The sequence below is a fragment of the Rhodococcus sp. BP-316 genome, assembly GCF_019836105.1.
Taxonomy (GTDB): Bacteria; Actinomycetota; Actinomycetes; order Mycobacteriales; family Mycobacteriaceae; genus Rhodococcoides.
In genome coordinates this window covers 181,108-194,650 of sequence record NZ_JABUEE010000002.1, presented here as the reverse complement: position 1 = coordinate 194,650, position 13,543 = coordinate 181,108, and the positions used below count along the sequence as shown (strand labels likewise).

The following is a 13,543-nucleotide window of genomic DNA, read 5'->3' as shown; positions in this document are numbered from 1 at the left end:
GGTCAGACCGCCGCGGGCACGCGGGCGCCGACCGCCGGGGACATCTGCTCCGCGAGGTACTCCGCATCCCGTGCCACCGCCGCGAATCGGCCCGAGCCCCAGGTGTTCTGCCATGGCAGACCCAGGAAGTACAGGCCCTCCGCCGCGGTCACACCGCGGGTGTGAGCCGGGTGGCCCTCACCGTCGAACACCCCGACCTTCAGCCAGCGGTAGTCCCGGCGGAAGCCGACGGCCCACACGACGGACGTGACGCCCGCCGCCTCGAGATCGAGCTCGGTGGGTTCCGACTCGGGCCGCCAGACCGGTGTGTATCGCTCCTCGACGGGAGCGTCGAGTCCCGCCCTGGTGATGTAGGCGTCGATGTCGTTCTTGATGCCCTCCGACACCGCGTCCGCCGCGTCGAGTGACTGCTCGAGAGTCGGCGCGAAACGCAGGACACCGTCCGAACCGACGTCGGTCAACCGCCCGTACAGCCGCATCCCGTCCAGCGCGAAGGCACGCAGGTCGATGTCGCGTCCGCCGTCCCGCCCGGTCACGTAGTGGTTCGTGCTCTCCCGCTTGGAGAGTCCGCCGGCGTGTTCGGAGATCGACACGTCGTACACCCCCATGTCCTGCAGCCACGCGACGCAGTCCCGTCCGCGGTAGAAGCGGGCGACACGAGGCGCGGACCCCGCGACGAGGTGCACCTGCCTGCCCTCGAGGTGCAGATCCTCGGCGATCTGCGCGCCGGACTGCCCGGTACCGACCACCAGGACCCCACCCGGAGGAAGCGCCGCCGCGCTGCGGTACCCCGACGAGTGGATCTGCGTGATCGTCTCCGGCACCCGCTCGGCGAGGCGTGGAATCGACGGGACGTGGTAGCCACCGACGGCCACCACGACCTGATCCGCGGTCATCGACCCGGCGGAGGTCGACACGACGTGGCCGCCGCCGGGTGCCTGCTGCACCGACAGCACCGCGACGTGTTCGCGGACCGGAGCGCCGAACGAGTCGGCGTAGCGACGCACGAAGTCGTACACCAGGTCTCGGGTCATGAATCCGTCGGGATCGTCGCCGTCGTAGGCGTACCCGGGCAGGACGCACTGCCAGTTCGGTGTCACCAGGGTGAAGTTGTCCCACCGCCCGTCCAGCCACTCGTGGGCGATGGTGTCCCGTTCGAGGACGACATGGTCGACACCGCGTCGGGTCAGGTGCCAGCTCATGGACAGCCCTGCCTGGCCCGCGCCGATCACGATCACGGTGTGATGCTCGGTCATCGCGCTCCTCCCAGGTCGAGCACGTGCACGGTGCCGCGGTCGAACGCCGCTGCGGTGGTCTCGATCTCGCGCAGAGTCGCCGCTGCCGAGGTACACGCGAAGCCGTACTTGGCCCGCACCCGGTCACTGGCCTCGGTGAGCGCGAGTCGACTGCGCTGCACGAAGTCGGCGATCTCGTAGCGCGTCCCGACCGTGAGATGGTCACGGACGACGAGTGACGGTGAGTAGCACTGTTGGCGGCACCCGTTGGGCCACTGGACGGTGAAGGTCATCTCAGGCACGGCTCATCACCCGGTCCACCCGAGACATGCTGTCGCCGTCGACGAGGGTCCCGTACACGGACGGACGGCGGTCCCGAAGGTTGTACATGCCACCTCCGCGAGCCGCCGCGATCGCCTTCTGCACATCGAGAGTCGCTGTCGCCAGGCCGGGTTCGACGCCCGTGCCGGCGAGGATCTCCCCTCCCGGACCGACGATCTTGGCGCTGCACACGAAGTCCAGCGACCCGAAGGACCCCGCCTGATTGGACGCGATCCACACGACCTGGTTCTCCAGTGCTCGCGCCTGGTCGTAGATGTCGAAGCGCAGCTTCCATCGATCGTCGGCCATGTTCGGAGCACGACCCGTTCGCGAGGTCGGCCATGCCGACAGCGAGGTGATGATCTCGGCCCCGTCGAGTGCGATCTCCCGCGCCGCCTCGGGGAACGCCTTGTCGTAACAGATCTGCATGCCCATCCGGCCGACCGGGGTGTCGAAGGCGCGGTACTCGGATCCCGCCGAGTAGCAGAGGTTCTCGCCCAGTGGCTGGTGCACCTTGCGGTACGAGCCCAGCACCCCGTCACCGTGCACCGTCACCGCGGCGTTGTACCGCGTGAGACCGTCCGCCTCACAGAAACCGAAGGTCACCACCATGTCCCCGGCCATCGCCGACACTCGCGCGATCTCCGGACCGTCCAGCTCGAGGGCCGGCGGCAGGTTCTGCAGCCGGGTGCGGCGCTTCTCCTCCGACTCGTCTCCGCCTCCCAGACTCGGGAGGTAGCCCCCGAGGCACGCCTCCGGCAGGACCAGCAGCGCGCTGCCGCGTCGCCGTGCTTCCGCGATGGTGCGCTCGATGGTGGCGTACGACTCGTCCATGTCGCGGCCGAAGCGCTCGGACGCCACCGAGAGAGTTACGTCGTTCATGCTGGTCCCAATCCTGTGACTGCGGCGGAGACCGCCGAGGTGGTGGCGCCGTCGGGCCACCGCAAGGTGACTCCCGGCTCCGAGGTGAGGCGGCCGCAGGCGGCCGATGTCGCCGGACCGGCCGGCGGGAGCCGACGTCCGGGGCGGTCCGCGGTGATCATCGCGAACCCGGGGAAGCACGTGATCCATCGGCCGAGGTCGGCACCGCCGGGTCGGGGTATGCGGGCGACGTCGATCTCGGCGCCCGTACCTGATGCCTCGGCCAGCATGCCGACGGTGCCCGCGAGCCCCGCCATGCTGACGTCCTTCGCCGCACGAGGAGCTGCACGGGCCACGAACGAGCCCATCTCGCGGAGGTCCGACCCGGAGCGTGCGGAGGTCGAGTCCCACTGCAGGCCGTGGTAACCGGGTCGCCAGCCGCCCCCGAGGTCGGCGGTGAGACTCAGCTCGTCACCGACCTCACCGCCGCCCGCACGCACCGGCGACGACGTCCGTCCGAGTGCCGTGACCGACAGCGCCGCCGGCACACCCACCTGGGTGTGGCCGCCGAGCACGGGAACCCCCCACGCGTCACCGGCGCGGGCGAGGCCCCGGATCACGCGGGTGAGGAGCGACGTCGTCGGAGCGCCGACGGCGTCCAGCATGCCCACCGGGGTCGCACCCATGGCGGACAGATCGTTCAGATTCACCAGGGCGGCACACCATCCGGCCCACTCCGGGTCGCGCTCGACCATCGAGGGCACGATGGCGTCGCACGCGGCGATGATGTCGGAGCCGGGCACCGGCACTCCGTCGTCGCCTCGGAAACCACTCGCCCCCAACCCCAGTGGCGCAGTGGCCAGGGGTGCCAGCACATCTGCGAGCACGGCCTTGGTCGACCGGACGAGACGTGCCACCGTGTCGATGGTCCAGCGCATCGTCTCGTGCGGGGCGCCGGCCAGCACGGTGGGGCCGGTGGCGGTCCACCCGAGCGCCGTGAACATCGGGACGTGGCGAGACTGCACGGTGGCGTCGAACCGCACCACCCCGGCCGTCTCCACATGAGCGCAGGCGGCTCGGATCAGAGCGGGTCCCACTGCGCGACTACGCTTCTCCCGCGCGACGACGAGGCGGCTGCCCGACCACCATCCCAGGTCGACGTCCGTGCAGGGAGCCACCCGGACCCCGCCGAGGACGGTGCCGTCGGGGGCGGTCGCGAGAAGGACGACCGCGCGCGGATCGTCGTCGACGCCGTCCCGGTCGGTACCCGAGAACAAGCCCTGCTCGACGACGAACGACTCGCGTCGAAGACGGTGATAGGCGGCGAGATCGGCCGCCGACTCGGCCGGCCGGACGAGGAACGGGGCAGCGCCGACGGTGGGTGCCCCGGTGAGGATCGACAGTTCGGTGCTCATGTCAGCCACCCATCGTCTGCAGGACGCTGCACGCACCACACGCTGCGCACCCGGCCTTCTGGTCGGTCCCCAGCATCTCCGCGTCCACCAGTGCCGCGGCCACCCGAGTGCTCACGTCCGTCAACAGCTCGGCGGACGGCGCCCCGGCCCCGTCGACGTCCACCGCGAGGGTCCCCGGGTGTGGCCGGAACGGGACGACGAAGGGATAGACCCCCATCGCGATCAGCTCGGTGGCGCCGCGAACCACCTCGTCCGGGTCCTCGCCGAGCCCGACCAGCAGATACGTCGACACCTGGTTGCGTCCGAACACCCGCACCGCCTCCGCCCATGCCGCGCGGTACTCGTCGAGCGAGACCGACGCCTTGCCCGGCATCCAGCGGCGCCGCACGTCCTCGTCCAGGGACTCGACGTGGATACCGATGGACCGTGCGCCGGCGTCGTACACCTCGGTGAGGGTCGCGAGATCACCGGGCGGTTCGCACTGCACCTGGATCGGCAGGTCGGGGAGCACGGCGCGCACCGCGCGGACGCAGCGTGCCAGGTGCAACGCCCCGCGATCTCGGCCCGCCGAGGTCCCGGTCGTCATGACCATCTGGGTGATGCCGTCGAGTCGCACCGCCGCCTCGGCCACGGCGGCGAGATCGGCGGGCTTCTTCACCGCCACGGTGGCGCCGCTGCGCAACGACTCCTCGATGGAGCAGAACCGACACCGTTGCGACTCGTCGTAGCGAATGCAGGTCTGGACCACGGTCGTGGCCAGCACCCCCTTGCCGTGGAGCTTGGCGAGCTTCTCGTAGGGCACACCGTCGTCGGTGGTGAGGTCGTAGAAGGCCGGCCGGGCGATGGCGGCGATGTCCAGTCCGATGTCGTCCCCGTCGAACAGCACCCGATCGCCGTCCAGGACGTAGGGGCTCGACGGATTGCGGGGCAGCGCTGCACCGAGTCCGTCGATGCTCACGTGGCCGTCGTCGCTCGGTCCCGCACCCGCGGTGCGGCGCACCGGTGGGGTCCCACGGATGCCGAGCAGGGCCAGATCGACCCGGTGGTTCCTGGTCGGGCGGGAAGGCCGGAGGCCGGTCGGGGTCTGCAGTCGAACGTCGGACATCGCCGTCTCACCTCAGACCATGTACGTGGAGTTGATGATCGCGCCCTTGCGGGCGTAGTGGATCAACGCGTCCTGCACGTCCAGCGGGTGCGCGGGCACGACGCCCTCGATGAGGTCTTCCTCGCGGCCGCCGTGCAGCGCGAGCCCGAATCGGCAACAGAACACGGTGCCGCCCTCCGAGATGAACGTCGCGAGAGCGTCGTTGATGTTCTGCTCGCCGGGGAAACCGGAGTCTCCGGTGGTGGGGAAGCCGCGGGTCGCCAGGCAGTTGATGGCACCGGGACCGTAGAAGTACATCGCCGACTCGTAGCCCTTGCGCAGAGCGCGCGTCGCCTGCAGCACGGCGACGAAGCTCACCGACGACTCGTGGGCGATGCCGTGCAAGAGGGTGAAGTACGACTCGCCGTCCTCCGCCTTGTAGTCCGGGAAGATCTTGGTTCCGCCGTAGATGTTGCTGCCCTTGGGCAGTGACGGGTGCGGGATCTCGGCGAGTGAGGCGGACATGTTGTCGAGGATGGTCTGATCGAACGCGGCCACGGGAACCTCCGGAAGATGAGTGAGCGAGTACTCGGGTGCGGAGACGTCCGTCCCGCTGACACCAGTACAGGCCCGCTCGATGTCCGGATGGTCACCCGCGGAACAACGCCCTGTTTCGTCCTGCTCACTCGCGTAACCCCGACGACACACCGCCGCGTTACCGTCGGAGTGTGGTCGACGCCTCGGGTGCCCGACGCCTCCTCGCACTCGCGCACGTCGCGTCGCGAGTCGAGGCGGGCCCACCCGTGCCGCCGGCGACGAGAGTGACCGTGCACTTCCATCCCGATCGGCTCGTGGCCGGCCGACCGTTGCTCGAGGTGCTGATCGAGGAGAACCTGTACCGATCGCAGTTCGTCACCGGCACGAGCAACGGCGGGTTCGATCCTGCGCCCGGCGGTCGTCGCCACGCATGGGAGTCCCGGATGTTCGGTGGGGCGTACGACCACGGCCCGGCATCGGAGCGCCCGATCTACGGCTCGCTGAATCACCGCCTGGAGCCCGCGGGCGGATCGGTGCGCTTCGGCTCCGCCCACCTGGTGCTCCGCGGAGACGTGCTCCCCCGGACGACCTTCTGCTACCCCGATTCCGTCCACGAGCCGACAGCCTTCGGCACCGGTGAGCGCATGCCACTCGTCGAGACGGCACTCTCCCACCACGACGTCGACGTGCTCGACGACTACATCGAGGCCCATGTCCACGGACCGCTACGACTCGACACCGATGTCGAGGCACTCGTTCTCGACCCGTCGTTCCGCGGGACCGAGCTGGACGCGATCGCATGCCGGGCACCCGTTCCGGTGCGGTGGCACCACGGGTTCGAGCTGACATCGAGTCGGTTCGATCACTGCGCCGACTACCGCGGACCACACATCGCCGACCTCGCACGGTCCGTGGCGAGAGACGGGCGTCTCACCGCGTGCATCGTCGGTCAGGCCGCGAATACCGGTGAGCACGACGATCAGCACGTCACACAGCTCTGGCACTGCGTCGCGCGCTTCGGACACGACGGGTCCGACCGTCCGGGGGCCGCAACCTCACCTGCCGAGGGACGAATCGGACGGGGATAAACTGGGCTCACCATGCTCACACCCATCACGGTCGCCCTCTACGTGCTGCCACTCGTCGCCGCGGTCTGGGCACTGGTGAAGCTGATCCGCAATCAGGCGCTGCTCCTCGCGAACCGCGGTGACCGCGTGTTCTTCCGGTTCCTCGTCGGCATCGAGCTGCTCGTGCTCGCGCAGGCCGTGGTCGGTTTCGTCGCCCTGGCCACCACCGACCGCGATGTGCACACCGTCACCTTCGGCGCGTACCTCATCGGTCTCGCGCTGCTGCTGCCGATCGGTGTGTGGTGGTCCCTCGGGGACCGAAGTCGCGGCGGCACCGCCGTCCTGATCGTCGTCACCCTCACCCTCGCGGTGATGGTGCTGCGTCTGAACCAGATCTGGGCCGGCCATGCCTGACACCGCACGCACGGACCTGCAGACGGCCACCCGGTCCGGCATCGGGCGCGTCCTCATCGCCCTCTACGCCCTGTTCTCCGTCGCCGCCGCGTCGCGCTCGGCGGTGCAGATCGGGACCCGGTTCGACGACGCACCGGTCGCGTACCTGCTGTCCGCGTTCGCCGCCCTGGTCTACATCGTCGGCACCGTGTGTCTCGCACGAGCCTCCGTGGTGTCGCGCCGCATCGCGACCATCTCCTGCGTCGTCGAGATAGTCGGTGTGCTCGCCGTCTCGATCGCCAGTTACGCCGTGCCGCAGGAGTTCCCGGAGCCCACGGTGTGGTCGCACTTCGGATCGGGCTACCTGTTCATCCCGGTGATCCTGCCGATCGCGGCGCTGTGGTGGCTGCGCCGGACGGACACCGGTAGGGCGGGGACCACACCCGTAGCGTGACTACCCCAGCTTCGCCAGGTTGGTCACACTCGTGCGCACGTCCGACTCCAGCACCTTCGCGACGACCCCGCCGATCGGGCCGGACAGCAACCCGCCGCGGAAGTTCGCGTCGAGGGTGAACTCCGATCCGGCGCCCTTCGGCGCGACGGACATCTTCAGATCGATCTTGATGCCGCCCTTGCCTTTGCCGAGCAGCGCGATCTCGTAGGGCTTCTCGTACTCGGTGATCGTCCAGGTGATCACGTTGCGGAAACCCTTGACCTTGATCAGCGAATCGATGGTGACGCCTTCCTTCAACGTGTCCGGCACGGGACTGCGCCATCCACCGAAGATGGTCATCCACTCCTGGAAGCTGGACAGATCGGACGCCCTGGCCCACGCCTCGTCCGGTGTCATCGTCGAATCCACCGTCACGTTCACTCCGGCCACGCGGCCCTCGCTTCCTGCCTCGTCGGTCCCGCGCGCGGGTCCTGCCACCGAGCGTGGCACCGCTCTCGAACATACCCAGCTCGCGAAGCACGCAATCTATCCTGGACCCATGGCATCGCTGGAGGTCGCGGGGCGACAGATCGCCTTGACCAACGTCGACAAGGTGCTGTGGCCGGAGACGGGCACCACCAAGGGCGAGGTGATCGACTACTACGTCGACATCGCGCCCGCGATGCTCCCCCACCTTCTCGGACGCCCGGTCACTCGGAAGCGATGGCCGAACGGGGTCCAGGCAGGCTCGTTCTTCGAGAAGAACCTCGCCGCGTCGGCCCCGGACTGGCTCGATCGACGACGTCTGCACCACTCCGACCGCGTCGTGGTCTACCCCGTCTTCCACACCGCCGCCGATCTCGCGTGGCTGGGACAGCAGGCTGCGCTGGAAGCCCATGTGCCGCAATGGACTTTCGACGGCGACGAGCAGGGCAAAGCCACCCGCATCGTCTTCGATCTCGATCCGGGCGAGGGCGTCGACCTCGACACCTGCGCGACCGTGGCCTGTGAGGTACGGGCGATGATCACCGACATCGGGCTCACCGCCCACCCCCTCACCAGTGGTAGCAAAGGCATACACCTGTACGTCCCGCTGGAGAAGCCGGTCTCGTCGTCCGGTGCCTCGACCGTCGCGAAACGCGTTGCGACGCTTCTCGAGGAGAAGATGCCCGATCTGGTCACCGCATCGATGTCGAAGGCTCTGCGGCCCGGGAAGATCTTCCTGGACTGGAGTCAGAACAACGGCAAGAAGACCACCATCGCGCCGTACTCGCTGCGCGGACGCGACCGCCCGACCGTCGCGGCTCCGCGGACGTGGGACGAGCTCTCCGGCGGCGGTCTCGCCCAACTGAGCTTCGAGGAGGTGCTCGCTCGCTTCCACCGGGACGGCGATCTGCTCGCCGGCCTCGATCCGGAGCCGGAGGCGTCGACGATCACCGACAGCCTCGGTCCGTACCGCGGCAAGCGGACTGCCTCGCGCACACCGGAACCCGTCCCGACGACATCGACGACTCGGGAATCCGCGGACCCGATCTTCGTCATCCAGGAACACCACGCACGTCGACTCCACTACGACTTCCGACTCGAGCGCGACGGCGTGCTGGTCTCGTGGGCGGTCCCGAAGAATCTGCCGACGGACGAGAAGAAGAACCATCTCGCCGTGCACACCGAGGACCATCCGATGGACTACGCATCCTTCGAGGGGACCATCCCGCAGGGCGAGTACGGCGGCGGCGAGGTGAGCGTCTGGGATCACGGCACCTTCATCACCGAGAAGTGGCGGGACGACGAGGTCATCGTCGAACTCGCGGGTGAGCGCGTCGCGGGCCGGTACGCACTGATCCGGACCGACCGGGACCAGTGGCTCGTGCACCGGATGACATCGCGCCCCCAGCCGACACGCACGGAGTTGCCCCAGCACCTGCGGCCGATGCTGGCGTCCGCCGGAACGCTGTCCGGACTCGAAGCCGACGAGTGGTCGTTCGAGGGGAAGTGGGACGGCGTCCGCATCGTCGCGACCCTCGACCACGGGGACGTCGTGCTCGAGAGTCGGACCGGACAGGACCTCACGCGCCGCTACGCGGGGATCACGGCGCTCGCCGCGGATCTGTCCGACCATGCGGTCGTACTGGACGGTGAGGCCGTGGTCTACCGCGCGGACGGAGTCACCAGCTTCCAGGCACTGCAGGACGCGCATCCCGACGACGTGCAGTTCATCTGCTTCGACATCCTCCACCTCGACGGCACGGATCTGACGGGCAAGAAGTTCACCGACCGGCGCAAGATCCTCGAACTGCTCCTGACCGGCCTCGAGACAGCGACCGTCTCGCCGCTCCTGCCCGGCACAGCGGCGGGAGCACTGTCCGAGAGCGAACGCCGCGGGTGGGAGGGCATCGTCGCGAAGCGGCGGGACTCGACCTACGAGGTGGGCCGACGCAGCACCTCGTGGATCAAGGTGAAGAACTGGCGGACGCAGGAGGTGGTCATCGGCGGATGGCGCGCCGGCAAGGGTTCCCGCACCGGGAGCATCGGGTCGCTCCTGCTCGGCATCCCGTCGGAGAACGGACTGCACTACGTCGGGCGCGTCGGCACCGGGTTCACCGAGCGCCAGCGCGCGGACCTGCTGACACTGCTGCGCCCCAACGTCGTCGACGAGTCACCGTTCGACGACCCTCTCCCCACCGCCGACCGCCGCGATGCGACGTGGGTGGCCCCCACCGTCGTCGGCGAGGTGCGGTTCTTCGAGTGGACGGACGGCGGCTCGTTGCGCCATCCGAGCTGGCGGGGCCTGCGTGAGGACAAGACCGTCGAGGACGTTCACCGCGAGGACTGAGCGCTCCCACTCGAGTGGGCAAAGTTTGGACCTTACACAAGAACCCTCGAATACGGTTGTCGCCGTCGTGTCGCTTGCTTACGGTTCGATCACGGGGCCGGGGCGCCGTTTCCCGAGTGGAACCGTGCGCTCGGGCAGTGTTCAATGTGGCTGTCGTTCGATAACCGCACAGTCGGTTTGTAGGAGTGTTCCAGTGAGATCCATTCGTCGCCTCGTGCTCGCCGTGGTCACCGCAGCCGTCGTCGCTGCCGCCCTTCCGGGGACCGCAGCCGCAGACGCCCAGTACCCGACCCCCAGTGCCGACCCGTTCTACTCCGCGCCGGGCGACATCTCCGGGCTCGCACCGGGCACGATCCTCGCCAGCCGTCCGATGCCCAACCCGCCCAACTTCATCGGCGTGTCGACGTGGCAACTGGCGTTCCGCAGTACCGGCAGCGAGGGCAACCCCATCGTCGGTGTCACCACCGTCTTCGTCCCGCTGGGGAAGGCGCCCGACGGCCCGCTGCTCTCCTACCAGCAGATCGTCAATGCTCTCGGCCTGAAGTGCGCGCCCTCGCAGGCGTTGTGGTCGACCGACCCGAACGTCGTCATCCGCGACGCCGCCGCCTTGAACGCGGTGTTCACCCGCGGCTGGTCGGTCTCGATGCCGGACCACCTCGGCCCCAACAGTGCCTACGGTGCCGCCAAGCTGGGCGGTCAGATCACGCTGGACGGCATCCGCGCTGCCAAGAACTTCGATCCGCTGCAGCTGCGCAACAGCCCCGTCGGCATGGGCGGCTACTCCGGCGGCGGCATGGCCACCGCCTGGGCAGCCGCGTTGGCACCCTCGTACGCACCCGAGTTGAACATCGTGGGCAGCGCCCAGGGTGGCGTTCCGATGAACCTGTTGAAGATGGCCTACATGCTCGGCGAGAACACACCGCACCCCGTGTTCGGGCTGGCACTGGCCGCGGCGATCGGTCTCGGTCGCGAGTACCCGGACCGGATGCCCGTGTCGCAGAACCTGACTCCCCAGGGCACGTCGATGATGAATCAGATCGCCGACTCCTGCACCAACGACATCCTGGCCGTGGGCGCCAACCACAGCGCCGCGGAGATCACCGCGAACAAGTCGGTGTTCGCGGATCCGCAGGGCCGTGCCGTCGTGGAAGAGAACAGTGTCGAGCTCTACCCCGGCGTTCCGCGCGCACCGATCTTCGAGTGGCACAGCCCGACCGACGGGCTCATCCCCGTCGAAGCCATCGACAGCACCACCGCCCGGTACTGCAGCGCCGGCGCTCGAGTGCAGACGCTGCTCACCCCGACACCCGACCACCTCAGTGGCGCGTTGCTCGGGCTGCCGTCCGCACTGCAGTGGCTGAACGATCGCTTCGCCGGCCTGCCTGCACCCAGCACCTGCTGATCGGAGGGTCAGGCGCGGACCGGTTCGTCGAACTGCGTGCGGTAGAGCTCGGAGTAACGACCCGAGTTCGCCAGCAGTTCGGTGTGCGTACCGCGCTCGACGACGCGGCCGTTCTCGATGACCAGGATGAGATCGGCCGCCCGGATGGTGGAGAGCCGGTGCGCGATGACGATGGACGTCCGTCCCTCCAGTGCCTCGGCGAGTGCCTCCTGCACCGCGGCCTCGGACGTGGAGTCCAGTGACGCGGTGGCCTCGTCCAACACGACGACGGTGGGACGCGCCAGCAGCAGGCGGGCGATGGTGACGCGCTGACGCTCACCACCGGAGAAGCGATAGCCGCGCTCGCCGACCACGGTGTCCAGGCCGTCCGGCAGCGACAGCACCAACTCCTCGAGACGCGCACGCCGCAGCGCGGACCAGATCTCCTCCTCCGTCGCATCCGGGCGCGCCAGGGTGAGATTGGAGCGCAACGTCTCGTGGAACAGGTGGCCGTCCTGCGTCACCATGCCGACGGTGCGCCGGATCGATTCGGCCGTCAGATCCCGCACGTCGACGTCACCGATGCGCACGGCACCGGAATCCACGTCGTACAGCCGCGAGACGAGCTGCGCGATGGTCGACTTTCCTGCACCGGACGAGCCGACCAGGGCCACCATGTGTCCGGGCTCGGCGCGGAAGGACACCCCGTGGAGCACCTCCTCGCCGCCGCGAGCATCCAGGACGGACACGTCCTCCAGAGACGCCAGTGACACCTTGTCGGCCGACGGATAGGCGAAGCGAACGTCGTCGAACTCGACGGTGACCGGGCCCTCCGGAACCGCCCGGGCATCGGGTTTGTCGGTGATGAGCGGATCGAGGTCGAGGATCTCGAAGACCCGCTCGAAGCTCACCACGGCGCTCATGATGTCGACGCGGGCGCTCGCCAGTGCGGTGAGCGGCGCGTACAGCCTGGTCAGAAGCAGCGCGAGAGTCACGACCGACCCTGCGTCGAGCTGCCCCCGCAGCGCGTAGAAGCCACCGAGGCCGTAGACGAGCGCGAGTGCCAGCGCGGACACGAGGGTCAGCGCCGTCACGAAGACGGTCTGGACCATGGCCGACCGCACGCCGATGTCGCGGACGCGGCCCGCCCGCAGCGCGAACTCGGCCGACTCGTGGTCCGGGCGTCCGAACAGCTTGATCAGTGTCGCGCCGGGAGCGGAGAAACGCTCCGTCATCTGCGTCGACATGGCCGCGTTGTGCGCGGCGGCCTCACGCTGCAGGCGGGCGAGCCGAGTGCCCATCCTGCGGGCCGGGAGCACGAAGATCGGCAACAGCAACAGTGCCAGCAGGGTGATCTGCCAGGAGATCCCGAGCATGACGACGAGGGTGAGCAGCAACGTCACGAGGTTGCTGACGACACCCGACAGCGTGCCGCTGAAGGCGCGCTGCGCCCCGATGACGTCGTTGTTCAGCCGCGAGACCAGGGCACCGGTGCGCGTGCGTGTGAAGAAGGCGATGGGCATCTTCTGCACGTGGTCGAACACGCGAGTACGGAGGTCGAGGATGAGGTTCTCGCCGATTCGCGCCGAGAGCCACCGGTTCACCAGCCCCGTACCGGCATCGAGCAACGCCACGACCGCGATGATGACGGCCAGCACGAGGACCGTCCCGTACGCGCGGCCCTGCACGATCGCGTCCACGACACGGCCGGCCAGCACGGGCGTCGCAACGGCCAGGACCGCCGCGACGACGCTGAGGATCAGGAACCCGACGAGCAGGGAGCGCAGGGGCCGCGCGAACACCATGATCCGCCGCACGGTCACCCGGGAGAACGGTCGGTGATCGTCGCCGTTGGTGTGCATCGATCGGTACATCTGGTTCCACGCGGTCATTTCCATACTCATGTGGAACCTCCTGTTACTCGTCACGATCTCTGCACACCCACGGCGCGGCCCGTTCACCTGCACTGAGGGCAACCCCCGC

Annotated in this window: 13 protein-coding genes; 5 read left to right on the top strand and 8 right to left on the bottom strand. The window is 68.8% G+C overall.

The features are described 5' to 3' along the window. Window positions 1-2: 2 nt before the first annotated feature. From HQ312_RS04280 to HQ312_RS04255, 6 genes are read right to left on the bottom strand one after another with little or no spacing between them, the layout of a single operon-like run. A complete protein-coding gene (locus HQ312_RS04280; protein ID WP_037185980.1) occupies window positions 3-1,256 on the bottom strand; it encodes an MSMEG_0569 family flavin-dependent oxidoreductase in 1,254 nt (417 codons plus the stop codon). Continuing rightward, complete coding sequence (locus HQ312_RS04275) at window positions 1,253-1,537, bottom strand: MSMEG_0570 family nitrogen starvation response protein (protein ID WP_056441075.1); 285 nt, start codon at window positions 1,535-1,537, stop codon at window positions 1,253-1,255. The genes HQ312_RS04280 and HQ312_RS04275 overlap by 4 nt, the downstream gene beginning before the upstream one ends. Next, window positions 1,530-2,438 (bottom strand): carbon-nitrogen hydrolase family protein, encoded by a 909-nt coding sequence (locus HQ312_RS04270; RefSeq protein ID WP_037185976.1) that lies wholly within the window; start codon window positions 2,436-2,438, stop codon window positions 1,530-1,532. Before HQ312_RS04270 ends, HQ312_RS04275 begins: the two co-directional genes overlap by 8 nt. Beyond that, a complete protein-coding gene (locus HQ312_RS04265) occupies window positions 2,435-3,832 on the bottom strand; it encodes an MSMEG_0567/sll0787 family protein (protein WP_037185974.1) in 1,398 nt (465 codons plus the stop codon). The genes HQ312_RS04270 and HQ312_RS04265 overlap by 4 nt, the downstream gene beginning before the upstream one ends. A gap of 1 nt (window position 3,833) precedes the next feature. Next, a complete protein-coding gene (locus tag HQ312_RS04260) occupies window positions 3,834-4,937 on the bottom strand; it encodes an MSMEG_0568 family radical SAM protein (RefSeq protein ID WP_222637916.1) in 1,104 nt (367 codons plus the stop codon). A 12-nt stretch (window positions 4,938-4,949) separates the two neighbouring features. Beyond that, on the bottom strand, window positions 4,950-5,474 hold the full coding sequence (locus HQ312_RS04255) for an MSMEG_0572/Sll0783 family nitrogen starvation response protein (protein ID WP_222637915.1): 525 nt from the start codon (window positions 5,472-5,474) through the stop codon (window positions 4,950-4,952). A 170-nt stretch (window positions 5,475-5,644) separates the two neighbouring features. On the opposite strand from HQ312_RS04255, the gene HQ312_RS04250 reads away from it, so the two are divergent. Genes HQ312_RS04250 through HQ312_RS04240 form a run of 3 tightly spaced genes read left to right on the top strand, consistent with a single transcriptional unit; the run spans window position 5,645 to window position 7,367 of the window. Then, complete coding sequence (locus HQ312_RS04250; protein WP_308123793.1) at window positions 5,645-6,541, top strand: DUF3626 domain-containing protein; 897 nt, start codon at window positions 5,645-5,647, stop codon at window positions 6,539-6,541. A gap of 12 nt (window positions 6,542-6,553) precedes the next feature. Then, window positions 6,554-6,934 (top strand): hypothetical protein, encoded by a 381-nt coding sequence (locus HQ312_RS04245; protein WP_027506091.1) that lies wholly within the window; start codon window positions 6,554-6,556, stop codon window positions 6,932-6,934. Next, the gene (locus HQ312_RS04240; protein ID WP_222637914.1) at window positions 6,927-7,367 is read left to right on the top strand and encodes a hypothetical protein; all 441 of its coding nucleotides are present in this window, start codon (window positions 6,927-6,929) and stop codon (window positions 7,365-7,367) included. The genes HQ312_RS04245 and HQ312_RS04240 overlap by 8 nt, the downstream gene beginning before the upstream one ends. Here the strand turns inward: HQ312_RS04240 and HQ312_RS04235 are convergent, their stop codons facing one another. Next, complete coding sequence (locus tag HQ312_RS04235; RefSeq protein ID WP_027506089.1) at window positions 7,368-7,796, bottom strand: SRPBCC family protein; 429 nt, start codon at window positions 7,794-7,796, stop codon at window positions 7,368-7,370. A gap of 109 nt (window positions 7,797-7,905) precedes the next feature. Between HQ312_RS04235 and HQ312_RS04230 the strand changes: the two genes are divergently transcribed. Beyond that, window positions 7,906-10,179: an ATP-dependent DNA ligase gene (locus tag HQ312_RS04230; RefSeq protein ID WP_222637913.1), complete on the top strand. Its 2,274-nt coding sequence runs from the start codon at window positions 7,906-7,908 to the stop codon at window positions 10,177-10,179. A gap of 193 nt (window positions 10,180-10,372) precedes the next feature. Next, entirely contained in the window at window positions 10,373-11,581 is a 1,209-nt protein-coding gene (locus HQ312_RS04225; protein WP_222637912.1) for a lipase family protein, read from the top strand. Window positions 11,582-11,589: 8 nt separating this feature from the next. Here the strand turns inward: HQ312_RS04225 and HQ312_RS04220 are convergent, their stop codons facing one another. Continuing rightward, entirely contained in the window at window positions 11,590-13,464 is a 1,875-nt protein-coding gene (locus HQ312_RS04220) for an ABC transporter ATP-binding protein (protein WP_222637911.1), read from the bottom strand. Window positions 13,465-13,543 lie beyond the last annotated feature (79 nt).

Bases quoted from the DNA above. Each gene is read 5' to 3' on its own strand.
- HQ312_RS04230 (WP_222637913.1), top strand. From the start codon at position 7,906: ATGGCATCGCTGGAGGTCGCGGGGCGACAGATCGCCTTGACCAACGTC.
- HQ312_RS04240 (WP_222637914.1), top strand. From the start codon at position 6,927: ATGCCTGACACCGCACGCACGGACCTGCAGACGGCCACCCGGTCCGGC.
- HQ312_RS04280 (WP_037185980.1), bottom strand. From the start codon at position 1,256: ATGACCGAGCATCACACCGTGATCGTGATCGGCGCGGGCCAGGCAGGG.
- HQ312_RS04270 (WP_037185976.1), bottom strand. From the start codon at position 2,438: ATGAACGACGTAACTCTCTCGGTGGCGTCCGAGCGCTTCGGCCGCGAC.
- HQ312_RS04220 (WP_222637911.1), bottom strand. From the start codon at position 13,464: ATGAGTATGGAAATGACCGCGTGGAACCAGATGTACCGATCGATGCAC.
- HQ312_RS04265 (WP_037185974.1), bottom strand. From the start codon at position 3,832: ATGAGCACCGAACTGTCGATCCTCACCGGGGCACCCACCGTCGGCGCT.
- HQ312_RS04245 (WP_027506091.1), top strand. From the start codon at position 6,554: ATGCTCACACCCATCACGGTCGCCCTCTACGTGCTGCCACTCGTCGCC.
- HQ312_RS04260 (WP_222637916.1), bottom strand. From the start codon at position 4,937: ATGTCCGACGTTCGACTGCAGACCCCGACCGGCCTCCGGCCTTCCCGC.